This is a genomic window from Cupriavidus sp. YR651 (assembly GCF_900101625.1).
Lineage (GTDB): Bacteria > Pseudomonadota > Gammaproteobacteria > Burkholderiales > Burkholderiaceae > Cupriavidus.
This window is the reverse complement of sequence record NZ_FMYZ01000001.1, coordinates 280,304-302,536: the sequence shown is the minus strand read 5'-3', so window position 1 is coordinate 302,536 and position 22,233 is coordinate 280,304. Positions and strand designations below refer to the sequence as shown.

Genomic DNA, 22,233 nt, shown 5'->3' with positions numbered 1-22,233 from the left:
GCCTCAGCCGGTCAACTGCACTTTCGTACTGCGGCCCTTGTCGGCCGCCAGGTGAAACGCCTCCACCGCCTGCGCCAGCGGCAACTGCGCCGAAAGCAACGGGCGGACATCGAGCCGCCGTCCGGTCAGGTACTGCACCGACCAGTCGAATTCGCGGCCAAAGCGGAAGGCGCCGACGTAGTCCAGCTCGCGCGCCATGATGTTGTTGGCGGGGAAATGCAGGCCCTCCGCGGGCAGGGTGCCGACCTGCACGATGCGTCCGCCACGGCGTGTGGCCGTGAGGCAGGTAGCCAGCGCGGCGGGGCTGCCCGCCGCTTCCAGGCTCACGTCCGCCAGGTCCTGCAGTGCGCTGGCAGCGGTGCCGGTGGTGAGAATCGTCTCATCCGCACCGACCGAGCGCGCGACTTCCAGCGGCCGTTCGGCGATGTCGCAGACGATGATGCGGGCGGCGCCGGCCAGCCGGGCGGCCATCACGGTCAGGCTGCCGATCGTGCCGCCGCCGGTCACCAGCACGGTCTTGCCCAGCAGCTCGCCCGCGCGATTGACGCCGTGCAGGGCCACGGAAAGCGGCTCCGCAAAGGCCAGCTCGCCGAGCGAGATGTCGGATTCCACCGGCGTGAGCTGCCGCTCGTGCATCAGGAAGTGCTGGCGGAACATGCCTTGCACGTGCGGGTAGATGCTGGCGCTGCCCAGGAAGCGCATGTTGCGGCAGAGGTTGTCGCGGCCCGCGCGGCAGTAATCGCACTGCCCGCACGCATGGGACGGATTGATCGCCACCTTCATGCCCGGCGCGACGCGCGTGACCGCGCTGCCAACGGCTTCCACGATGCCGGAGGCCTCGTGCCCCGGCGTCAGGGGTTCCCGGATGACGAATGCGCCCACCTTGCCATGGAAGAAGTAGTGGATGTCCGAGCCACAGATGCCGGCCGCGCCCAGCCGGACCTGGACTTCGTGGGGACCGGGCGCAACGGGCTCGATGTCCGAGAACCGCAGGTCCTCGCTGGCGTGGATATGGCAGGTCAGCGACATCAGGTTTCCTCGCTTAGCGAATTGGCGGTGCCCGCGGCCTTCTTGCGGCGCGGCCGGGCGGGGGCGGCGGCCGCCGGGGATTCCGCGTTGCCCGGCCACGCGGCATAGAAGCGGCTGTGCGATAGCTCGAGGTGCTCGCACATGGCGGCCCGTGCGGCATCGGCGGATCCGGAAGCGATGGCGGCCACCACGGTGCGATGTTCGGCAATCGCGGCCATCCAGCTGGCGGCGTTCTCGAAATGACTGCCAAACTGCGCGAACAGCGGGTTGTGGCGCTCGTCGAAGAGTTCGGCGACCAGACGCAGGAGTACGGAGTTTTCCGAGACCTCGGTGATGCGCAGATGGAACAGGCGGTCGCCGCGCACAGGGATGTGACCTGCGCCGGCTTCCTCTTCCATCAGCGCGATGGCCTCGGCCAGCGCCTCGAGCAGCGCCGGGGTGCAGTGCCGTGCCGCATTGGCGGCCATCTCGCCTTCGATGGTCTGGCGCGCACGGATGACGTCGAGCGGCGGCTCGGCAATGACGCTGCCCGCCGGCGTGCCCAGTGGCGCGAGGTCCGCGGCGCAGGCGTAGATGCCCGAGCCCATGCGGACTTCGACCAAACCTTCCACCTCCAGCGCAATCAAGGCCTCGCGCACGGACGGGCGCGATACGCCAAGCTGTGCCGCCAGGTCCCGCTCCGGCGGCAGCCGGGAGCCCACGGGAAATTCACCACCCTCGATCAGCCGGCGCAGCTGGTCGGCGATCTGGCGGTAAAGACGGCGCGGTTCGATCTGCTGAATCGGCATGTCGGATCTGAGGTCCTGGATGGATTCGCTGCATCGGGGCGGCACCCGCCTCCGGCCGGTTCGTTGGCATGGAGGTCAGGCGGTCTGACCAATTTTTAGGAAATTTTCACAGGGTCCGCAAGGAGAACATTTGCCGCGCCGCAGCAGGCGACGGTGGCATTTGCTACACGCACCCGCTGCCAAATCTACGCATGCGGCGGGCCTTCGTCGCACATGCGGCAAGCGCGCGTGGGAGCGTCGCCGGGGTGCCGCAATCGCACCAAATCGCCGGCCGCGCGCAAGAATTGTTCGGGAAATGGCTTGCATCCGTCACGAGTGGCCGATCTCTGACCGGTCAGGCCCCGCAATTGCTACTAAGCTGTTTTAGGTTGCCCGGGCCCGGGCAACCGACGGGTCCATCCGTGAGGAGATCACGATGAAAACGAAGACGTTAATATCCGCCGCGCTGGTTGCGGCAGGCATGCTGACCATGCCATTCGCTCTCTCCCAACAAGGACAGAAGCCGCATGGCACGTCGAAGCAACAGATGCCAGCCGATTCGGCGAGTGCGGCGCCGATGGGCGCGCAGTCCCCCTACGCCCCGCAGAAATGGAACAAGGGCGACCGTTTGCCCGCGGAGTTCCGTGACCGGCAATATGTCATCGACAAGTACAAGGAATACAACCTCCCTGCGCCCAAGAAGGGCTATCACTGGGTAGGCGTGGGCGCCGACTACTACCAGGTGTCCTCGAACGGGACGATCTGGTCAGTGGGTCCGGGAGGCTGATCCCGGTCCCCGCGCGAGCCGCGCGGAAGGTGCGGATTGTGTAGACAACGGGCATGCCGGCGATCGACGGCATGCCCTTTTTCATGCGGGATCGGGAGGCCGCTGCCGCAGCGGTGCTACTCCGACCAGACACATTTTTTGCGCTTTCCCCTCGATGTGATTTATTCGACGCAACAAAATTTGCGCTGAACGAAGAGAGTTTATATTTCGGCGAAAATTTCGCACCAAATCTTAGGGAACGGCTGGTCAATCAGCCCGGCAGCGCCTCGTACGTCAGCAGGAACACCTGTTCCTCGCCGGCGCTGACGGGGAGCCAGATGATGTCCAGATCCGCGAACGCGGTCTCGACGTTTTCCTTTTCGTTGCCGATCTCCACCACCAGCACGCCGCCCGGGTTCAGGCGCTTCTTCGCGCCCGCAATGATCCGGCGCACGATGTCCATGCCGTCATCGCCACCCGCCAGCGCGATGCGCGGCTCGGCCAGGTATTCGGCCGGCAGGTCGCGCATCGATTGCTCGTTGACGTAGGGCGGGTTGGTCAGGATGACGTCATAGGTGGCGCCGGCCGGCAGCGGCGCATAGAGGTCGCCTTCGTACAGCGAGATCCGGTCGCCCATCTTGTAGTCGGCCACGTTGCGCCGTGCCACGGCCAGCGCGTCCGGGGAGATGTCCACGGCATCGATTCGCGCATTCGGCCAGACGTGCGCCGCGATGACCGGCAGGCAACCGGAGCCCGTGCAGAGCTCCAGCACCGGCCCGATCTGCGCCGTCTCGCCGAGCCAGGGTTCCAGCCCCTCCTGCAGCAGCTCGCCGATAAAACTGCGCGGCACGATCACGCGGGAATCCACATAGAAGCGCAGGCCGTGCATGAAGGCCTCGTGCGTGATGTAGGCAGCCGGCACGCGCTCGGTGACCCGGCGCTCGATGACTTTGAGCACCGCGTCGACTTCCTCGGGCAGCAGGCGGGCGTCCAGGAACGGATCGAGCGTGTCGAGCGGCAGGCTCAGCGTATGCAGCACCAGGTAGGCGGCCTCGTCGTAGGCGTTGGCGCTGCCGTGGCCGAAGGACAGTTTCGCGGCGGTAAAGCGCGAGACCGCCAGGCGCAGCAGGTCACGGACGGTTTGCAGGGGAGAGGTGGCCATGGAAGGACTCGCTGGAATTGGCTGGGATGAAACGACGGCCGGATGAATCGGAGGCCGGGATGAAACGACGCTGACCGCCAGTGCGGTCAGCAAACTCTGGCGACAACGCCGGGCCGGGCCGTATGGAAGCGTCCATCGGACGCCTCTGAAAACCGGTCCCGGTGAGGCCCGGCGGGTGAAACGCTCAGGCGATCAGGCGTTCGAGCACGCCGCGATACACATTCTTGAGCGGCTCGATGAAGCGCACTTCCACATGTTCGTCGATCTTGTGGATGCTGGCGTTCGGCGGGCCGAATTCGATGACCTGCGGGCAGATCCGCGCGATGAAGCGGCCGTCGGAGGTGCCGCCCGTGGTCGACAGCTCGGTCTTCACGCCGGTCTCGGCGGAGATCGCCGCGGCAAGCGCTTCGGACAGGTCGCCGCGCGGGGTCAGGAACGGTTCGCCGCCCAGCGTCCAGTCCAGCGTGTATTCGAGCTGGTGCCGGTCCAGGATCGCGTGGACCCGTGCCTTCAGGCCGTCCGGCGTGCTGGCCGTGGAGAAGCGGAAATTGAAGTCGATCGTCACGTGGCCCGGGATCACGTTGGTCGCGCCCGTGCCGCCGTGGATGTTCGACATTTGCCAGGTGGTCGGCGGGAAGTACTCGTTGCCTTCGTCCCAGACCTCGTTCACGAGGGCGTCCAGCGCCGGCGCGGCGAGGTGGATCGGGTTGCGGGCCAGGTGCGGGTAGGCGATGTGCCCCTGCACACCCTTGACGGTGAGCTTGCCGGACAGCGATCCGCGACGGCCGTTCTTGACCATGTCGCCCAGCGTGTCGACGGAAGTCGGCTCGCCCACCACGCAGTAGTCCATGCGTTCGCCGCGGGCGCGCAGCGCTTCCACGACCTTCACCGTGCCGTCGTGCGCGGGGCCTTCTTCATCGCTGGTGATCAGGAAGGCGATGGCGCCCGCGTGATCGGGATGCTGCGCGACGAATTCCTCGACGGCCACCACGAAGCCCGCGATGGAGGTCTTCATGTCCGCCGCACCGCGCCCGTAGAGCTTGCCGTCGCGATGCGTCGGCTCGAACGGATCGGATTTCCATTGGTCCAGCGGACCGGTGGGCACCACGTCCGTGTGGCCGGCGAAGGCCAGCAGCTTGCCCGCCTTGCCCTGGGTGCCGCGCCGGACTGCCCACAGGTTGGTCACGCGGAAATCATCCGGGCCGCTGACGATGTTTTCGCATTCGAAACCGAGCGCCTTCAGGCGGGTTTCCAGCACGGCCTGGCAGCCTTCGTCAGCGGGCGTGACGGAACGGCGGCGGATCAGGTCTTCGGTGAGGGCGAGGGTGGGGTTCATAGGGCGAGGGGAGCAAACAGATATCAGAACAACGTGGCGTACGCATCCGCCGAGAAACCGACGCTGACCTTGCCGCCCCGATCCAGCACGGGCCGCTTGATCAGCGACGGGCTGGCCTGCATCAGGGCGATGGCGCCGGCTTCGCTTTCCGCCCGGGCCTTGTCGGCATCGGACAGCGCGCGGTACGTCGTGCCTTTCTTGTTCAGCAGCGTTGCCAGCGGCACGTGGCCAAGCCAGGCGCGCAGCATCGTCTCGTCCACGCCTTGCTTCTTGAAGTCGTGGAAGGTGTAGGGCACGCCGTTGGCATCCAGCCAGGTGCGGGCCTTCTTGACGGTGTCGCAGTTGGGAATGCCGTAGAGCAGGACGGTCATGGTGTCTGGGGCCATGAAAGGCCGGTTGGGTAAGGGCTTTGCCCTGGCGACGCCAGGGCGACGCCAGGGCGCCTGCAAGGGGTCAGCGCAGCCAGGCGTCTAGCGGAACAGCAGGTTGATCGCGATGACCAGCCCGCCCAGGCCCAGCGCCACGCCGGCCATGGCCACGCCGGTCATCAGGCGCAGCCGGCGTTCCAGCCGCGCCGCTTCCTTTCGCAGGGCCTCGATGGTGATCGCATGTTGCTCGGCCAGCATCTTGACGGCTTCGGCCTGTTGCACCACGGCCGCTTCCAGCTCGGCGATGCGGGCGGCCGGATCGCGGTTTTCCACGAGGTCCGGGGCGCCGGGCGCCTCGCCCTTGCGCTTGCCTTTCTTGATCTTCTCGATGGTCTTGTTGGCCTGTTCGAGAATGGTCGGCAGCAGGGAGAGCACGGTGCTGACGGTGGCGGGGTCCAGGGCCATGAGTCGCTTGCGGAGGGAGGGCATTGGCAGATGTCGATGCCGCCGGAAAACTGGCTGGCGGCATCGGCAGGTCTCGACGCCGCCAGCCCAGCCAGCAGGCCGGCCGGCGGCGTCGCGCGATCCGCTCGCCGGCGATCAGTCGCCGCGCAGCAGGTCGTTCAGGCTGGTCTTGGCGCGGGTTTGTGCGTCCACCTTCTTGACGATGACGGCGCAGTACAGGCTGTACTTGCCATCCTTCGACGGCAGGTTGCCCGCCACCACCACCGAACCCGCCGGCACGCGGCCGTAATGGATTTCGCCGGTTTCGCGGTCATAGATCTTGGTCGACTGGCCCAGGTACACGCCCATCGAGATGACCGAGTTCTCTTCGATGATCACGCCTTCCACGACTTCCGAGCGGGCGCCGATGAAGCAGTTGTCCTCGATGATGACCGGGTTGGCCTGCAGCGGCTCCAGCACGCCGCCGATGCCCACGCCGCCGGACAGGTGGACGTTCTTGCCGATCTGCGCGCACGAACCCACGGTGGCCCAGGTGTCGACCATCGTGCCTTCATCCACATAGGCGCCGATGTTCACGTACGACGGCATCAGCACGGCGTTCTTCGCGATGAACGAGCCACGACGCGCCACGGCGGGCGGCACCACGCGGAAGCCGGCCTTTGCGAAGTCGTCGCCGGTCCAGTTGGCGAACTTGGTCGGCACCTTGTCGTAGAACTGGGCGAAGCCGCCGGCGCTCATCGGCGCGTTGTCTTCCAGGCGGAACGACAGCAGTACGGCCTTCTTGATCCACTGGTTGACCACCCAGTCCTTGCCTTGCTTTTCGGCCACGCGCAGGGCGCCGGTGTCCAGCTGGGAGATCACGTTGGCCACCGCCTCGCGGATGTCGTTCGGGGCGGACTTCGGCGACAGGCTGGCGCGGTCTTCCCAGGCCTGGTCGATCAGGGCTTGCAGTGCTTGCGTCATGTTTGTGTCTTCAGTGGTGAATTTGCGGAGGCGGCGCCGGGGTTTGCGTGCCCCGGCGCCGGGACATTTGGTGAATCAGGGTCAAACGTTCGCGCCGGTCAGCCCAGCGACTTGCAGAATTCGACGATCCGGCGCGCGCCTTCCAGGCACTCCTCGGGCGTGGCCACCAGCGCCATCCGGATGCGGTTCCGGCCCGGATTCGTGCCGTGGGCGTCGCGCGCCAGGTAGCTGCCGGGCAGCACGGTCAGGTTCTGCTCGGCCAGCAGGCGCACGGCGAATTCGGTATCGGTCAGCCCGGTGCGCGAAACATCGGCCCACAGGTAGAACGCCGCATCGGGCAACGCCACGTCGAGCACCTCGGCCAGCAGCGGCGTGACTTCGCCGAACTTGCGCACGTAGGCGGCGCGATTGTCGCGCACATGGGCTTCGTCGTTCCAGGCGGCCACGCTGGCCGTCTGCACGGCCGGATTCATCGCGGCACCGTGGTAGGTACGGTATAGCAGGAATTTCTTGAGAATCGCGGCGTCACCGGCCACGAAGCCGGAGCGCAGGCCCGGGACGTTCGATCGCTTGGAGAGGCTCGAGAACATGACCAGCCGCTCGAAGCCGCGGCCCAGCTTGTGGGCGGCCTCCAGCGCACCCAGCGGCGGCTGGGCCTCGTCGAAATAGATCTCGGAGTAGCACTCGTCGGAGGCGATCACGAAGCCGTAGCGATCGGACAACTCGAACAGCTGGCGCCAGTCCTCCAGGGACAGCACCGCGCCGGTCGGGTTGCCCGGCGTGCAGACGTACAGCAACTGGACCTTCGGCCAGACATCGGCGTCGATCTGGTCGAACGCCGGGGCGAAATTGCGCGCCGGGTCGCTGTTGGCGAAAACCGGGCGGGCGCCGGCCAGCAGGGCCGCGCCTTCGTAGATCTGGTAGAACGGGTTGGGGCACAGCACCAGCGCGTCAGGACGGGTGCCGTCGACCACGGTCTGGGCGAAGGCGAACAGCGCTTCGCGCGAGCCGGTCACCGGCAGCACTTCGGTCGCGGCGTTGACGCCGGGCAGGCCGTAGCGGCGTTCCAGCCAGCGGGCGATGCACTGTCGCAGTGCGTCGGAACCGGCCGTTGTGGGATAATTCGCCAGCCCCGAGAGGGACCCGGCCAGTGCCGTCTTGATGAATTCGGGCGTGGGGTGCTTGGGTTCGCCGATGCCGAAGCTGATTGCAGGCTTGTCGGCAGGCTTCACATCCGAAAAGAGCACCCGCAGTTTCTCGAAGGGGTAGGACTGGAGCAGGTCGAGGCGCGGATTCATCTGGTGGGGGCCGGTTAAAACCACGCATTATAGAGGAATGGCACCGCATTCCGTGCGTCGGCGAGGCCCTGGCGCCCGGTTCGCGCACCGATGCCGGGCATCGGCAACCGGTGATGGCCACCGCACTGGCCGCCGTCGCTCCCGCCACCCCGCCATGCTGTGTGCTTCGTGCGGCGGCTTGCCTGCCCGCTTGCCTTGCGATCTTTTCCTGTTTTCCGTGTTTTCCGTGTTTTCCCCGTTTTTCCCATTTCCATGAGCGCATCCAACGTCGCGGCGCAGCATGTCCACGCCGACCCGCATTCCGTCAAATCGTCCCTGTCCATCCTGTTTGGCGCCTCGGTCTGGGGCATCGCCTGGTTTCCGTATCGCGTGCTGAACGGCTGGGGGCTGGGCGGCATGAGCGCGGCGGCGCTGGTGAGTTGCACCGCCGCCCTGATTTCGCTGATCGTGTTCCGCCGGCAACTGTCGGGCCTGCGCGGGTCGTGGCTGTTCGCCGCGATCGGGCTGGCGGCGGGCGTGACCAATGCCGGCTTTGTCTGGGGCAGCGTCAATGGCCATGTGATGCGCGTGCTGCTGCTGTTCTACCTGACGCCGGTCTGGACCGCGCTGTTTGCCCGGATGTTCCTGGGCGAACGCCTGTCCGCCGCCGGCCTGCTGCTGGTGGCGCTGGCACTCTTTGGCGCCGGGCTGATGCTGTGGACGCCGGAGGTCGGGGTGCCGCTGCCGGGCAATGCCGCCGAATGGTCGGGCCTCGCCGGCGGCATGGGCTTTGCCGTCAACAATGTGCTGTCACGCCGCGCAGGGCAGCGCTTTCCGGAGATGGACGCCCGCCTGCGTACGGTCGTGGTCTATGTCGGCTGCACGGTGGTCGGCGTGCCCTGTGCGCTGTTGCTGGATGGCAGCCATGTGGTGCTGGCACGCGGTGCCGGCGTGTCCGTGGCGTCGCTGGTGCTCGGCCTGGCCGTCGTGCTGGTGGTGAGCAATGCCATCGTCCAGTACGGGCTGCAGCGGTTGCCGGCCAACCGGGTGTCGCTGCTGATGCTGTTCGAGATCGTGGTGGCGGCCGTGTCGGCGTGGTGGCTGGCGACGGAAACACTGAGCTGGAAGGAGGCGGCGGGCGGGCTGTGCATCGTGGCGGCCGGCGCCTTGTCGGGACTGGTGCACCGGGCGAAGCCCGCCAGCACGGCGGCGGCGCCGGGCGTGGAGGCGGCCGCATAGGGATCGGTACTTTAGAGTTGATTTTGAATCACTTTTTGTCCGCTTGTTTCAGGAGGCGTGGATCATGCGAGTGCTGGTAGTCGGAGCGGGGGCCGTCGGCGGCTATTTTGGTGGGCGCCTTGCCGCAGCCGGCCGGGACGTGACCTTTCTGGTGCGGCCGCAGCGGGCCGAGACGCTGCGTCACGGCGGGCTGGTGATCAGGAGCCCGCGCGGCGACCTGGCGTTGCGAGAGGTCAGGACGGTCCAGACCGGCGGCGCCGCCGGGGCATTCGACCTGGTCCTGCTGAGCTGCAAGGCCTACAGCCTGGACGATGCGATGGCATCGTTCGCGCCGATGGTGGGGCCGTCGACGGTCATCCTGCCGTTGTTGAACGGCATGCGGCACATCGATGTCCTGCAACAGCGCTTTGGCAACGACCAGGTGCTTGGCGGCCAGTGCGTGATTGCGGCGACGCTGAATCCCGAGGGGGAAATCGATCATCTGAACGACATCCACGGCATCACCTTTGGCGAACTGGCGGGAGGCGTGTCGCCGCGCGTGCAGGCGATTGCCGACACGATGACGGGGGCCGGATTCGATATCGCGGTCAGTCCGGACATCGTGCAAAGCATGTGGGAGAAATGGATATTCCTCGCAACGCTGGCAGGCAGCACCTGCCTGATGCGGGCATCGGTCGGCGATATCCTCGGCACGCCGGACGGCAAGGCGTTCATCGAGGGCTTGCTGGACGAATGCCGTGCCGTTGCGCAGGAGAATGGCCACGTCATGCCGCCGGAATTCGATGTGCGCGCCAACAGAATGCTTCTCACGCCGTCGCCGCTGACGGCATCCATGCTGCGCGATGTCGAGAATCGCTCGCGCACGGAAGCCGACCATATCCTCGGCGACCTGATCCGGCGCGGGCCGGCGGCGCAGGGGCAGCGCGGCGGGCTGTCGCTGCTGCGCCTCGCTTATGGCCACCTGAAGGCCTACGAGGCACGCCAGGCGCGCGGCGGATAGCATCGGCCCGCCAGCCGCCCACGTGGTGGGCGGGTCGCCATCCGTACAGCAAGCCGCACCCGGCCGTGGCATGTGACGGCCACGATGGCGGCGGAGCGGCGGGGAGGGCGCTTGCCCGGAGAGTCTCCGGGATCACGCGGGCATTGGAAGGGATTAGCAAAAACCCTAAGACATTTCCGCCGGCGCTGGCACGGTGACGTTTCCGCGTAACAGGCCGGGTGCCTAGAAAATGCTTGCAGCAACGTCCGCAAGCGATGGAATGGCAAGGCTTTTCCAATTCCGGCCGGAGCCGTTTCGGGGCCTGCGCAACGGTCGATAAAGCGGCCGGACGAGGGTATGGCGATGGTATGATTACCGCCAATCTATCGGGCACCGGGGGCAGGAAGGGTCGCAGGCGTCACGCCGCGCCGAGCGCCCCGGGACAGCCCGGCTTTTCCTATCTTCGTATTGCCCAAACCACACGACAACCGTGCGACTGTCCTCGATCAAGCTGGCGGGCTTCAAGTCCTTCGTCGATCCCACCAATTTTCAAGTGCCCGGCCAGCTGGTCGGCATCGTAGGTCCCAACGGGTGCGGTAAATCCAACATCATCGACGCCGTGCGCTGGGTGTTGGGGGAGTCACGTGCTTCCGAGCTGCGTGGCGAATCCATGCAGGACGTCATCTTCAATGGCTCCACGGCCCGCAAGCAGGCCGGCCGCGCCAGCGTGGAACTGGTGTTCGACAACGCCGAAGGCCGCGCCGCCGGCCAGTGGAGCCAATACGCCGAAGTGGCCGTCAAGCGCGTGCTGACGCGCGACGGCACGTCGTCCTACTACATCAACAACCAGCCGGTCCGCCGCCGCGACATCCAGGACATCTTCCTGGGCACCGGCCTGGGCCCGCGCGCGTACGCCATCATCGGGCAGGGCATGATCTCCCGGATCATCGAGGCCAAGCCCGATGACATGCGGATCTTCCTGGAAGAGGCCGCCGGCGTTTCCAAGTACAAGGAACGCCGCCGCGAGACCGAAAACCGCCTGGGCGACACCCGCGAGAACCTGACCCGCGTGGAAGACATCCTGCGCGAACTGGGCAGCAACCTCGACAAGCTCGAGGGGCAGGCCGAGGTGGCGCAACGCTTCAAGACGCTGCAGGCCGATGGCGAAGAGAAACAGCACCTGCTGTGGCTGCTGCGCAAACGCGAAGCCCAGGCCGAGCAGGAACGCCACACGCGCGCGATTGAAACGGCGCAGATCGACCTGGAGGCCCAGACCGCGCAACTGCGCCACGTCGAAGCCGAGCTGGAAACCATGCGCGCGGCGCACTATGCCGCGTCCGACGGCATGCACACCGCGCAGGGCGCGCTGTACGAGGCCAACGCCGAGGTCAGCAAGCTGGAGGCCGAGATCCGCTACGTGGTGGAATCGCGCAACCGCGTGCAGGCCCAGATCGCGGCGCTGAGCACGCAGCGCGAGCAGTGGCAGGGCAAGGCGGAGCAGGCCACCGAGGAACTGGCCCAGGCCGAGGAAAGCCTGGCGCTGGCCGAAGCCCGCACGATCGAGGCGCAGGAAGCGGTCGCCGTGAAGAACGATGAGCTGCCGACCCTGGAAGGCCAGTGGCGCGACGCCCAGCAACTGCTGGGCGAGCAGCGCGCCGGCATCATGCAGGCCGAGCAGGCACTGAAGCTGGAAGCCGCGCAGCAGCGCAGCGCGGATCAGATGCTGCAACAGCTGGAGCAGCGCAAGGATCGCCTGTCTCAGGAAGAGAAGGGTCTGGATCGCCCGGACGAGACGCGCCTGGAAGAGCAGCGCGCCGAACTGGCCGAGCAGGAAGCCTTGCTGGAAGAAGCGCAGGCCGTGCTGATGGACAGCGAGGACACCGTGCCGCGCCTGGACGCCGAGCGCCGTGGCGCGCAGGAGCGCGTGCAGCGCGAAGCCGCGACCATCGCCTCGCTGGAAGCGCGTCTGGCGGCACTGCGCCAGCTGCAGGAAAACGTCCAGACCGAAGGCAAGGTCCAGCCGTGGCTGGAACGCCATGGCCTGTCCGAGTTGCCGCGTCTCTGGAAGAAGGTCCATATCGAGCCGGGCTGGGAAAACGCGCTGGAATCGGTGCTGCGCGAAAAGCTCGCCGCGCTGGAAGTCTCGAACCTGGACTGGGTCAAGGCCTTCCTGTCCGACGCGCCGCCGGCCAAGCTGGCCTTCTATTCCCCGCCGCCCGCCGCCCGCCCCATCGAGGCGCCGGCCGGCCTGCGTCCGCTGATGTCGCTGGTGCAGATCACCGAACCCGGCATCCGCGCGGTGATGCAGGACTGGCTGGCCGATATCTACACGGCCACCGACATGGCGCAGGCACTGGCTGCGCGCAATACGCTGCCGGAAGGCGCGCAGTTCGTCGTGGCGGATGGCCACCTGGTCGGCCGCAACGCCATCCAGATCTACGCCGCCGATTCCGAGCAGGCCGGCATGCTGGCCCGCGAGCAGGAAATCGAAAACCTGCAGAAGCAGGCCCGCGCGCAGACGCTGCTGTCCGACGAGGCCAAGACCCAGGCCGTGCGGGCCGAGGCTGCCTACACGCAATCCAGCCAGACGCTGGCCGACGCCCGCTCGCGTGCCGAGCAGGCCACGCGCCGCGTCCATACGCTGCAGATGGACGTGCTCAAGCTGTCGCAGGCGATGGAGCGCTTCTCGGCGCGTAGCGGCCAGATCCGCGAGGAACTGGCCGAGATCGGCGCGCAGATCGAGGAGCAACGCGCCGTGCGCGCGGAATCCGAGGCGAGCTTCGAGCAGCACGATACCCAGCTGGCGGAGATGCAGGCCTCGCACGAGGACCACCAGATGGCCTTCGAGGCGCTGGATAGCAAGTTGTCGTCCGCCCGCCACCAGTTGCGCGATTTCGAACGTGCCGCGCAGGAGGCGCTGTTTGCCGAGCGCAATTTGTCGGGTCGCATCGACGAACTGCGCCGCAATATCCAGATGGCCGCCGACCAGTCCGAGCGCATCGCCGAGTCGCTGGAAAATGCGCGCGTCGAGCTGGAAACGATCAACGAGCAGACCGCCCACACCGGCCTGCAGGACGCCCTCGAGGTGCGTGCGGAGAAGGAAGAAGAGCTGGCTGCCGCGCGTATCGAACTCGATGCGCTGTCCGCGCAGTTGCGTCAGTACGACGAGCAACGCCTGGCTGCGGAACGCAGCCTGCAGCCGCTGCGCGACCGCATCACGGAATGCCAGTTGAAGGAGCAGGCCGCGCGCCTGAACCAGGAGCAGTTCACCGAGCAGCTGTCGACCGCGCAGGTCGATGAAGCGGCGCTGGCGGACAAGCTGACTGGCGACCTGAAGCCGTCGTATCTCCAGGGCGAAGTCACGCGGATCAACAACGCGATCAACGCGCTGGGTCCGGTCAACATGGCCGCGCTCGACGAACTGGCCGCCGCGCGCGAACGCAAGACGTTCCTGGACGCGCAGTCCGCCGACCTGAACGACGCCATCAACACACTGGAAGACGCGATCGCCAAGATCGACCAGGAAACCCGCGCGCTGCTGCAGGGCACGTTCGACCAGGTCAATCATCATTTCGGCGAGCTGTTCCCGTCGCTGTTCGGCGGTGGCCAGGCGCGCCTGATCATGACCGGCGAGGAAATCCTCGATGCCGGCGTACAGGTGATGGCGCAGCCCCCGGGCAAGAAGAACTCGACGATTCACCTGCTGTCCGGCGGTGAGAAGGCGCTGACGGCGATCGCGCTGGTGTTCGCGATGTTCCAGCTGAACCCCGCGCCGTTCTGCTTGCTGGATGAGGTGGACGCGCCGCTGGACGATGCCAACACGGAACGCTACGCCAACATGGTGGCGCGCATGTCCGACAAGACGCAGTTCGTCTTTATTTCCCACAACAAGATTGCGATGGAGATGGCCCACCAGCTGATCGGCGTGACCATGCAGGAGCAGGGTGTGTCGCGGATCGTGGCGGTGGATATGGATGCAGCAGTGTCGATGGCGGAGGCCGCTTAAGATGGAACTGCAGAATGCATTGATCATCGCAGGTGCTGTTCTTCTGTTGCTGCTGGTGGCGTACAACCGCTGGCAGATCCACAAGGCGCGCCGTGTGCGTCCGCTGATGCCGGAGGATGACCTGCCGCCGATGCGCGAGCCGGTGGTCGGCAAGACGACCCATCCGGACACGGCGGCCAGGCTGCAGGAAACGCCACCGGAGCATGTTTCGCGCCGTGAGCCGACGCTGGGCGCGGGCAAGGATCATCGGCACGACGACGAGGTGGTGGCTGCCGCCGCGAGCGCGGCAGCGGGTTCCGCCGATGCCGACGAGATCGTGGCTGACGAAGTAGCTGTGGCCGCATCGCCGGCCGTGAGTCGCGGCGCCTCCGCTCACGAAGCGGAAGCCGAGGCGGACGCGGAACTGGAGGCGCGGGCCCACGCGCAGCCGGTATCGTCTTCGTCTTCGACCCCGGCCCAGCCCCAGTCCCAGCCGGATGTGGAGACCCCCGTCGCATTGCTGGACGGCCAGCCCACGCCGGCCATGATCGATCCGCTGATCGATTGCATCGTGCCCATGCACCTGGAGCGCAAGGCGTCCGGTGACCGCATCCTGCCCCTGACGGGCCGGCTGCGCCGCGCCGGCACCAAGCCCGTGCATATCGAGGGGCTGCGCGCCGAGGCCAACGCCTGGGAACCCGTGACCGCGGGCCACCAGTACGAGGATATTCAGGTGGCCGTGCAGCTGGCCAGCCGCAGCGGTCCGCTCAATGCGCTCGAGTTCTCCGAGTTCGTCAACGCCGTCGAGGCGCTGGCTGAAGCGCTGGATGCATCGGCGGAACTGCCGGACATGACCGAGACCGTGGCCAATGCGCGAGAGCTCGATGGCTTCGCGGCGGCGTCCGACGTCCAGCTGGGTGTCAACGTGATTTCCGATGGCGCACCGTGGTCCGCCGCCTACGTGCAGACCGTGGCCACGCAGGACGGGCTGGTGCTCTCTCGCGACGGCACGCGCTTCATCCGCTACGCGCCAGGTGCCGACGGCGTGCAGAAGCCGCTGTTTACGCTGCAGTTTGGCGACACCAACTTCCTCCGCGATGACCTGACGCTCAATGCCGGCCGCCAGATCACGCTGCTGCTGGACGTGCCCCAGGCGCCGCAGTCGATCAAGCCGTTCAAGCTGGTCTGCGAGTACGGCTACAGCCTGGCCCAGCGCATGGGCGCGCAACTGGTCGACGACAACATGCGTCCGCTGACCGAGGCGTCATTCGTCGCGATCTTCGGCCAGCTGGAAAAGCTGTACGAGACGCTGGATGCCCGCGGCATGCCAGCCGGGTCACCCGTGGCCATTCGACTGTTCAGCCTGTAACGGAGCCTGCCATGACCGCGAAGATTCAGGGCGCGCAGGCTCCGGCCTCCGCGCCAGCCGGCGCTTTGCCGGCCACCGCCGCGCCCGCGGCCACCGCCGCTCGCGTGCAGTGGTTGCGAGACGAGCTGGAACGCCACAACTACCAGTATTACGTGCTCGATGCGCCCACCATTCCGGACGCCGAATACGACGCGCTGTTCGGCGAACTCCAGGCGCTGGAGACCGAGCATCCCGATCTGCTGACCGACGAATCGCCGACGCAACGCGTCGGCGGAGCGCCGCTGTCCGCGTTCGATACCGTCCGGCACCGGGTGCCGATGCTGTCGCTGAACAATGGTTTCGACGACGAGGACGTGATCGGTTTCGACCGTCGCTGCGCGCAGGGTCTTGGCCGTACGGCGGCCGCCGCGCCCGCGGAAGATTTGTTCAGCGCTGCCGAGGTGGCTGACAGTGCCGTCGAGTACGCCTGCGAGCTCAAGTTCGACGGTCTGGCGATGTCGCTGCGCTACGAGGACGGCAAGCTCGTCCAGGCCGCAACGCGTGGCGATGGCGAAACGGGCGAGGACGTGACGGTCAACGTCCGCACGATCAAGGCGATTCCCCTGAAACTGCGTGGCAAGGCGCCGGCAGTGCTGGAGGTGCGCGGCGAAGTCTTCATGTATCGCGCTGAATTCGACAAACTCAACGAACGCCAGGCCGAGGCCGGCGAAAAGACCTTCGTCAATCCGCGCAACGCGGCGGCTGGCAGCCTGCGGCAGCTGGACCCGCGCATCACCGCCAGGCGACCGCTGTCGTTCTTCGCCTACGGCATTGGCGAACTGCAGGGCGCCGAGCGCCCGCCGACCCACAGCGTCATGCTCGACGGCTTTGCCACGCTGGGCCTGCCGGTCTGCGGCGAGCGCCAGGTGGTGAAGGGCGCCCAGGGCCTGCTGTCGTTCTATCGAGAAATCGGCGCGCGCCGTGACCAGTTGCCGTATGACATCGACGGCGTGGTCTACAAGGTCAATGCGGTGCCGGAGCAGGAGCAACTGGGCTTTGTCTCGCGCGCGCCGCGCTTTGCGCTGGCACACAAGTTCCCGGCGCAGGAGATGACCACGGTCGTCGAGGACATCGAGGTCCAGGTCGGGCGCACAGGTGCGATCACGCCCGTGGCGCGGCTCGCCCCCGTGTTCGTGGGTGGCGTGACGGTGACCAATGCCACGCTCCACAACGAGGACGAAATCCGGCGCAAGGATGTGCATGTCGGCGATACGGTGATCGTGCGCCGCGCCGGCGACGTGATTCCCGAAGTGGTGGCCGTGGTGCTCGAACGCCGCCCGGAGGGTGCCCGCGCATTCGTGATGCCCACCGCGTGCCCGGTATGCGGATCGCATATCGAGCGGCTGGAGGGCGAAGCCATCGCGCGTTGCACGGGTGGCCTGATCTGCGCCGCCCAGCGCAAGCAGGCACTGCTGCATTTCGCGCAGCGCCGCGCCATGGACATCGAGGGCCTTGGCGACAAGGTCGTGGAGCAACTGGTCGACCAGGGCATCGTCCACACACCGGCCGATCTCTACAAGCTCGGCGTGGCCAAGCTGGCGGCGCTGGACCGGATGGCGGACAAGTCCGCAACCAACCTGCTTGCCGCGATCGAGGCGTCCCGCGAGACGACGATGAACCGTTTCATCTTCGCGCTGGGCATCCGCCATGTGGGCGAGGCCACGGCCAAGGATCTGGCGAAGCATTTTGGCAAGCTGGACAACCTGATGGCGGCGGACGAGGCCGCGCTGCTGGAAGTCAACGACGTTGGCCCCGTGGTGGCGCAGTCGATCGCCGGCTTCCTGGCCGAGCCGCACAACGTCGAGGTCATCGAACAGCTGCGCGCCGCCGGCGTACACTGGCCGGAGACCGAGCCCATGGCGCGCGCGCCGCTGCCGTTGGCCGGCAAGACCTTTGTGCTGACGGGTACGCTGCCGACGATGTCGCGCGAGGATGCCAAGGAACGGCTCGAGGCCGCGGGCGCCAAGGTTGCGGGGTCGGTGTCGAAGAAGACCGACTACGTGGTGGCCGGCGCGGAAGCCGGCAGCAAGCTCGAACGCGCCCAGGCGCTGGGCGTGCCCGTGCTGGACGAGGACGGCATGCTGGCGCTGCTGGCCGAGGTGGCGCAGATGGAACAACAGGGCGGTGCGGAACCGGAGAACGCACAATGATCCGAGACATTCTCAAGATGGGCGACCCGCGCCTGCTGCAGATCGCGCGGCCGGTGACGCAGTTCAACACGCCGGAGTTGCGGCTGCTGATCGATGACATGTTCGACACCATGGAGCATGCCAACGGCGCCGGACTGGCCGCGCCGCAGATCGGCGTGGACCTGCAGGTGGTGATCTTCGGTTTCGATCGCAATCCGCGCTACCCGGACGCACCCACGGTGCCCAAGACCGTGCTGATCAACCCGGTGCTGGAGCCGCTTTCCGACGAGATGGAAGACGGCTGGGAGGGCTGCCTGTCCGTGCCCGGCCTGCGCGGCGTGGTGCCCCGGCATACGCGGCTGAAGTATTCCGGCTATGACCTGCTGGGCAACCCGATCGAGCGCGTGGCCGAAGGCTTCCACGCCCGCGTGGTCCAGCACGAGTGCGACCACCTGGTCGGCGTGCTGTACCCGATGCGCGTCAAGGACTTCACGCGCTTCGGGTTCACCGAGGTGCTGTTCCCGGAATTGCCGCCGAACTACGACGATTGAGCGGGGGCGGCACCGGCCACCAGCGCCGGCTGCCCGTGGCGGACGTGATAGACCATTGCGCCGCACACCAGTATCGCCATCAGGCAAAGCTCGGCGCCGAGGCTGGCCAGCGTGGCATCGAGGTATCGGGCCACAAGTTCGGTGGGAAGGTGGGCCGACTGGTGCAGCGACTGGGCGAACACGGAGCCCAGCAGCGCCGATCCCAGTCCGAAGGCTGCCTGCTGCACCGTTGCCAGCGTCGCACTGCCGGCGCCCGCCTGATCGGCGGGAATATCGGCCAGCCCGATCCGGTAGAAGCATCCCACCACCAGCGAATTGCCGATGCCGATCAGCATGGTCGGCGCGGCCAGGTCGAGGATGTCCGGATGCGGCCACACATGGTGCAGCGTGTAGCCGAGCGCGACCATCCCCACCATCTGGATCAGACAACCCAGGATCAGCACGCGCGTGCGGCCCCATGCCCCGACCAGGCGCGGGCTCATCAGCGATCCGGCAAAGAACGCCAGGCCCAGCGGGATAAAGGCATTGCCGGCAGTCGTCGGCGCCATGCCGGCCCCCGCCTGCAATGCCAGCGCCAGCACAAACATGAAGCCACTCCAGCACGCATAGAACAGGATGGCGACAAAGAAGCCGAAGCGCACGCTGGGCAGCCGCACCAGTGACGGCGGCAGCAACGGATGCAGGCCGCGCCGCTCCTGGCGCAGCTCCGTCTTCCAGAGCCACAGCGTGAGCGGTGCGGCGGCCACCAGCACGGCCAGCACCGGCCACGTCCAGTGCATCGACGGCCCCATGGCCAGCGGCAGCAGGACGGCCAGAATGACGAACGCGAGCAGCATGGTGCCGGGCACGTCGATGCCCGCCGCGTTGTCGCGGCGCGTTTCCGGGATGAGCCGGCGCGACAGGGCAAGAATCGCGGCGCATACGGGCAAGTTGATCAGGAACGCGCTGCGCCAGCCCAGCCCGCCGATATCGGCCGCGACCAGGAATCCGCCCAGCACCTGCCCGATGATGAACGCCAGCCCGCTGATCGATGCAAACAGCGCCAGCGCGCGCGAGTGTGCGTGGCCGCGCAGGCCGACGTGGATCGTTGCCAGGATCTGCGGAATCAGCAACGCGGCCGCGATGCCCTGGAGAACCCGGGCGCCCAGCAGGAACCACATCGAGTTGGCCACGCCGCAGAGCAGCGAGGCCACGCCGAACAGGAAGACGGCGATATTGAAGATCCGGCGGCGGCCGTAGTTGTCGCCGAGACGGCCACCCATGGCCAGGCAGACGGCAAACGCGACGCCGTACACCGCCACCATCAGTTCCAGCTCGGTGGCCGTGGCATGCAGCGAGTGCGCGATGGCATGCATCGCCACGTTGACGATGGAAAAATCGATCTGCGGAAGTAGCTGGCCGGCCAGCAGCACAAAGAGCCCGGCCTGCCGGAGAGTGGTGGGAGATGCTTCGGAATGCATGGCGATGCGCGCCTCGACAGAAACAGAGGACCGGAGTATGGTGGCCGATCGAGACTGGTACAAGAGCCCGGATAGACTGGTATAAATGGTGCCAGCCTAGCTTCAGCCAGCCGTCGGGCAGCCGTCTACCTGCCTTCGAGCCACCTTCGACCCACCTTCAGGCCGCCCCAGCCCCTATCCGGAGTGCCGCATCATGAACGTTCGCCACGATCCCGCGCAGTTGGCCGATCCGGCCGACGCCGACCTGCCAACGGCCACCGGCCGGGAAGCGGAGCTTGGCGCCTTCCTGCGCGCCCGCCGGGAGAGCCTGGACCCGTCGCGGGTCGGCATGGCCCGTATCGGCCGGCGGCGCACGCCGGGTCTGCGTCGGGAGGAAGTGGCCGCGCTCGCGGACATCGGTATCACCTGGTACACCAAGCTGGAGCAGGGGCGCCCGATCCGGGTCTCCGTCAAGGTGTTGAGTGCCGTGGCGGCGGCGCTGCAATGTAGCGAGTCCGAGACCGAACACCTTTTTACGCTGGCGGGCATGCAGCGTCCGGTGCCGCCGTCCGCTTCCTTTGTCTGCGAGACGGTGGCGGCAAGCACGCAGCGCATTCTCGATCAGCTCGATCCGATTCCTGCACTGGTCCAGAATGCGCGTTTCGACATCGTTGCCCACAACGACGCCTACTGCCGACTGCTCCAGATCGACGTGCCAAACCTGCCCGTCGAGGATCGCAACTGCATTTATCTGGCGCTGACACAGCCGGTTTGGCGGGCGATCGTGGTCGACTGGCAGGGGATGGTGGCCAACATGGTGGCGTTGTACCGTGCGGCCATGGCCGAGCATATGAACGACCCGCTGTGGGAAGCCCAGTTGCAGCGCTACCTGGCGGTTTCCGACCTGTTCCGCGATCTCTGGCAGCGCTACCAGGTGCGCGGCATCCAGAATCACGTGAAGCAGTTCACGCATCCGGAAACGGGCGTGCTGAGCCTGACGCAGACCAACTGGTGGACGGCGCCGCGCAACGGCGCGCGGCTGCTGGTCTATGTGCCTGCCGATGAGGCGACCGAGGCAGCGCTGCGTCGCCTGCCGCCCGTACGGCCGCGATAGCTGGTTCCAGGAATGGCCAGAAGGGATGACGCATAAAAAAAGCGGAACGCACGCGCGTTCCGCTTTTTTCATTTCTCGCGGCCGTCCGTTGGCCAAACGGCTCAGAACTTCTCGAACGGACCCAGGAAGCGCCACTGGCCCGGCGGCAGGTCACCCAGCACCACACGGCCCATGCGCACGCGTTTCAGGCCGATCACCTTCAGGCCCACCTGTTCGCACATCCGGCGGATCTGGCGTTTGCGGCCTTCGCGCAGCACAAAGCGGAGCTGTTCCTCGTTCTGCCAGCTGACCTTCGCGGGCTTGAGCGGGACGTCGTCGAGCGACAGGCCGTGGCGCAGCCGTTCCAACTGGTCAGCCGGGAATGCGGCGCTGATATTGCGCTCGACCGGACCTTCCGGCGATTCCCAGACCACGCGCACCAGGTATTCCTTTTCGACGTTCGAGTCGTCGCCGATCAGCGCGCGGGCCACGCGGCCGTCCTGCGTCAGCACCAGCAGGCCCGTGGAGTCGATGTCCAGGCGGCCAGCCGGGGCCAGGTTCTTGCGCTGCCACGGCGCAAAGCGCTTGCGCGTGGGGTCTTCCGCCCATTGGTTCTCGGGCGCGAACAGCACGGCGGCGGGCTCGTAGCCGTCTTCCGCCTGGCCGGACACGTAACCCACCGGCTTGTTCAGCAGCACGGTCACGCGTTCGCCCTGTTCGGAGCGGGCGGCCTGCAGAATCTCGACCTCGGCGTCCGGGCGGACGCGCGAGCCCAGTTCGGTGACAGGTTTGCCGTCGACCAGCACCCAGCCGCGCGGAATCCATTCGTCAGCTTCGCGGCGCGAGCAGAGGCCCAGTTCCGACATGCGCTTGGAGAGGCGAACCAAACCGCTTTCATCGGTCTCGTGCGCTTCGCGCTGTTCGTGGGCCTCGGTGCGCGGTGCCGGACGCTCGGTGCGGACCGGGCGTGCGCGATCCGCATTGTCGCTAAAGCGACGGGCCGGCGCGGCCGGGCGAGCCGAGTCGTCGCCACCTGCACGGCGCGGGCGCGGCGCGCGATTGTCATCGCTGAAACCACGCTGCGGCGGACGGCGTTCGTCGTCGCCATAACGGCGCGGTGGCCGCGATTCGTTGTCGCCGAAGCTGCGCGGACGCGGCGGGCGCGAGTCGTTGTCACCGAAGCTACGCGGACGCGGCGGGCGATTGTCATCGCTACCACGCTGCGGCGGACGGCGCTCGTCATCACCATAACGGCGCGGCGGGCGCGATTCGTTGTC

18 protein-coding genes are annotated in these 22,233 nt (G+C 67.0%); 8 read left to right on the top strand and 10 right to left on the bottom strand.

The window, feature by feature from the left end:
* Positions 1 to 3: 3 nt before the first annotated feature.
* Both BLR29_RS01300 and BLR29_RS01295 read right to left on the bottom strand, forming a co-directional pair.
* The gene (locus BLR29_RS01300; protein WP_092134004.1) at positions 4 to 1,029 is read right to left on the bottom strand and encodes an L-idonate 5-dehydrogenase; all 1,026 of its coding nucleotides are present in this window, start codon (positions 1,027 to 1,029) and stop codon (positions 4 to 6) included.
* Complete coding sequence (locus BLR29_RS01295; protein ID WP_092134002.1) at positions 1,029 to 1,817, bottom strand: FadR/GntR family transcriptional regulator; 789 nt, start codon at positions 1,815 to 1,817, stop codon at positions 1,029 to 1,031. Before BLR29_RS01295 ends, BLR29_RS01300 begins: the two co-directional genes overlap by 1 nt.
* A 415-nt stretch (positions 1,818 to 2,232) precedes the next feature.
* Here BLR29_RS01295 and BLR29_RS01290 point away from each other — a divergent pair, with 415 nt between their 5' ends.
* Positions 2,233 to 2,583 (top strand): RcnB family protein, encoded by a 351-nt coding sequence (locus tag BLR29_RS01290; protein ID WP_092134000.1) that lies wholly within the window; start codon positions 2,233 to 2,235, stop codon positions 2,581 to 2,583.
* A gap of 250 nt (positions 2,584 to 2,833) precedes the next feature.
* Here the strand turns inward: BLR29_RS01290 and prmB are convergent, their stop codons facing one another.
* The 6 genes from prmB to dapC form a co-directional block, all read right to left on the bottom strand.
* Positions 2,834 to 3,724 (bottom strand): 50S ribosomal protein L3 N(5)-glutamine methyltransferase, encoded by an 891-nt coding sequence (prmB, locus tag BLR29_RS01285; RefSeq protein WP_092133998.1) that lies wholly within the window; start codon positions 3,722 to 3,724, stop codon positions 2,834 to 2,836.
* 184 nt (positions 3,725 to 3,908) lie between these two features.
* Positions 3,909 to 5,060: a succinyl-diaminopimelate desuccinylase gene (gene dapE / locus BLR29_RS01280; protein WP_092133996.1), complete on the bottom strand. Its 1,152-nt coding sequence runs from the start codon at positions 5,058 to 5,060 to the stop codon at positions 3,909 to 3,911.
* 23 nt (positions 5,061 to 5,083) lie between these two features.
* Complete coding sequence (locus BLR29_RS01275) at positions 5,084 to 5,431, bottom strand: arsenate reductase (RefSeq protein ID WP_092135356.1); 348 nt, start codon at positions 5,429 to 5,431, stop codon at positions 5,084 to 5,086.
* A 99-nt stretch (positions 5,432 to 5,530) separates the two neighbouring features.
* Entirely contained in the window at positions 5,531 to 5,917 is a 387-nt protein-coding gene (locus BLR29_RS01270) for a hypothetical protein (RefSeq protein WP_092133994.1), read from the bottom strand.
* Between the two features lie 111 nt (positions 5,918 to 6,028).
* Entirely contained in the window at positions 6,029 to 6,856 is an 828-nt protein-coding gene (gene dapD, locus BLR29_RS01265; RefSeq protein WP_092133992.1) for a 2,3,4,5-tetrahydropyridine-2,6-dicarboxylate N-succinyltransferase, read from the bottom strand.
* 98 nt (positions 6,857 to 6,954) lie between these two features.
* Complete coding sequence (gene dapC / locus BLR29_RS01260; RefSeq protein WP_092133990.1) at positions 6,955 to 8,154, bottom strand: succinyldiaminopimelate transaminase; 1,200 nt, start codon at positions 8,152 to 8,154, stop codon at positions 6,955 to 6,957.
* Between the two features lie 252 nt (positions 8,155 to 8,406).
* Here dapC and BLR29_RS01255 point away from each other — a divergent pair, with 252 nt between their 5' ends.
* The 6 genes from BLR29_RS01255 to def all read left to right on the top strand — a co-directional run bounded on the left by BLR29_RS01255 (position 8,407) and on the right by def (position 18,424).
* Complete coding sequence (locus tag BLR29_RS01255; RefSeq protein ID WP_092133989.1) at positions 8,407 to 9,372, top strand: DMT family transporter; 966 nt, start codon at positions 8,407 to 8,409, stop codon at positions 9,370 to 9,372.
* A gap of 64 nt (positions 9,373 to 9,436) precedes the next feature.
* Complete coding sequence (gene panE / locus BLR29_RS01250) at positions 9,437 to 10,372, top strand: 2-dehydropantoate 2-reductase (protein ID WP_092133987.1); 936 nt, start codon at positions 9,437 to 9,439, stop codon at positions 10,370 to 10,372.
* A gap of 469 nt (positions 10,373 to 10,841) precedes the next feature.
* Positions 10,842 to 14,357: a chromosome segregation protein SMC gene (gene smc, locus BLR29_RS01245; protein WP_092133985.1), complete on the top strand. Its 3,516-nt coding sequence runs from the start codon at positions 10,842 to 10,844 to the stop codon at positions 14,355 to 14,357.
* 1 nt (position 14,358) lies between these two features.
* A complete protein-coding gene (locus tag BLR29_RS01240) occupies positions 14,359 to 15,705 on the top strand; it encodes a cell division protein ZipA C-terminal FtsZ-binding domain-containing protein (protein WP_092133983.1) in 1,347 nt (448 codons plus the stop codon).
* An 11-nt stretch (positions 15,706 to 15,716) separates the two neighbouring features.
* Positions 15,717 to 17,894: an NAD-dependent DNA ligase LigA gene (ligA, locus tag BLR29_RS01235; protein ID WP_092133981.1), complete on the top strand. Its 2,178-nt coding sequence runs from the start codon at positions 15,717 to 15,719 to the stop codon at positions 17,892 to 17,894.
* A complete protein-coding gene (gene def, locus BLR29_RS01230) occupies positions 17,891 to 18,424 on the top strand; it encodes a peptide deformylase (protein ID WP_092133979.1) in 534 nt (177 codons plus the stop codon). Before ligA ends, def begins: the two co-directional genes overlap by 4 nt.
* Here the strand turns inward: def and BLR29_RS01225 are convergent.
* Positions 18,412 to 19,884 (bottom strand): MFS transporter, encoded by a 1,473-nt coding sequence (locus tag BLR29_RS01225; protein ID WP_092133977.1) that lies wholly within the window; start codon positions 19,882 to 19,884, stop codon positions 18,412 to 18,414. The two genes, def and BLR29_RS01225, sit on opposite strands and share 13 nt — an antisense overlap.
* 193 nt (positions 19,885 to 20,077) lie before the next feature.
* Here BLR29_RS01225 and BLR29_RS01220 point away from each other — a divergent pair, with 193 nt between their 5' ends.
* Entirely contained in the window at positions 20,078 to 20,977 is a 900-nt protein-coding gene (locus BLR29_RS01220) for a helix-turn-helix transcriptional regulator (RefSeq protein WP_092133975.1), read from the top strand.
* A gap of 101 nt (positions 20,978 to 21,078) precedes the next feature.
* Here BLR29_RS01220 and BLR29_RS01215 read toward each other — a convergent pair.
* Positions 21,079 to 22,233 (bottom strand): pseudouridine synthase (locus BLR29_RS01215; protein WP_143018417.1); only part of this gene is annotated, 1,155 nt, incomplete at its 5' end.

Coding starts and splice junctions, on each gene's coding strand:
- BLR29_RS01300 (WP_092134004.1), bottom strand. CDS start 1,029: ATGTCGCTGACCTGCCATATCCACGCCAGCGAGGACCTGCGGTTCTCG.
- BLR29_RS01295 (WP_092134002.1), bottom strand. CDS start 1,817: ATGCCGATTCAGCAGATCGAACCGCGCCGTCTTTACCGCCAGATCGCC.
- BLR29_RS01290 (WP_092134000.1), top strand. CDS start 2,233: ATGAAAACGAAGACGTTAATATCCGCCGCGCTGGTTGCGGCAGGCATG.
- prmB (WP_092133998.1), bottom strand. CDS start 3,724: ATGGCCACCTCTCCCCTGCAAACCGTCCGTGACCTGCTGCGCCTGGCG.
- dapE (WP_092133996.1), bottom strand. CDS start 5,060: ATGAACCCCACCCTCGCCCTCACCGAAGACCTGATCCGCCGCCGTTCC.
- BLR29_RS01275 (WP_092135356.1), bottom strand. CDS start 5,431: ATGACCGTCCTGCTCTACGGCATTCCCAACTGCGACACCGTCAAGAAG.
- BLR29_RS01270 (WP_092133994.1), bottom strand. CDS start 5,917: ATGCCCTCCCTCCGCAAGCGACTCATGGCCCTGGACCCCGCCACCGTC.
- dapD (WP_092133992.1), bottom strand. CDS start 6,856: ATGACGCAAGCACTGCAAGCCCTGATCGACCAGGCCTGGGAAGACCGC.
- dapC (WP_092133990.1), bottom strand. CDS start 8,154: ATGAATCCGCGCCTCGACCTGCTCCAGTCCTACCCCTTCGAGAAACTG.
- BLR29_RS01255 (WP_092133989.1), top strand. CDS start 8,407: ATGAGCGCATCCAACGTCGCGGCGCAGCATGTCCACGCCGACCCGCAT.
- panE (WP_092133987.1), top strand. CDS start 9,437: ATGCGAGTGCTGGTAGTCGGAGCGGGGGCCGTCGGCGGCTATTTTGGT.
- BLR29_RS01240 (WP_092133983.1), top strand. CDS start 14,359: ATGGAACTGCAGAATGCATTGATCATCGCAGGTGCTGTTCTTCTGTTG.
- ligA (WP_092133981.1), top strand. CDS start 15,717: ATGACCGCGAAGATTCAGGGCGCGCAGGCTCCGGCCTCCGCGCCAGCC.
- def (WP_092133979.1), top strand. CDS start 17,891: ATGATCCGAGACATTCTCAAGATGGGCGACCCGCGCCTGCTGCAGATC.
- BLR29_RS01225 (WP_092133977.1), bottom strand. CDS start 19,884: ATGCATTCCGAAGCATCTCCCACCACTCTCCGGCAGGCCGGGCTCTTT.
- BLR29_RS01220 (WP_092133975.1), top strand. CDS start 20,078: ATGAACGTTCGCCACGATCCCGCGCAGTTGGCCGATCCGGCCGACGCC.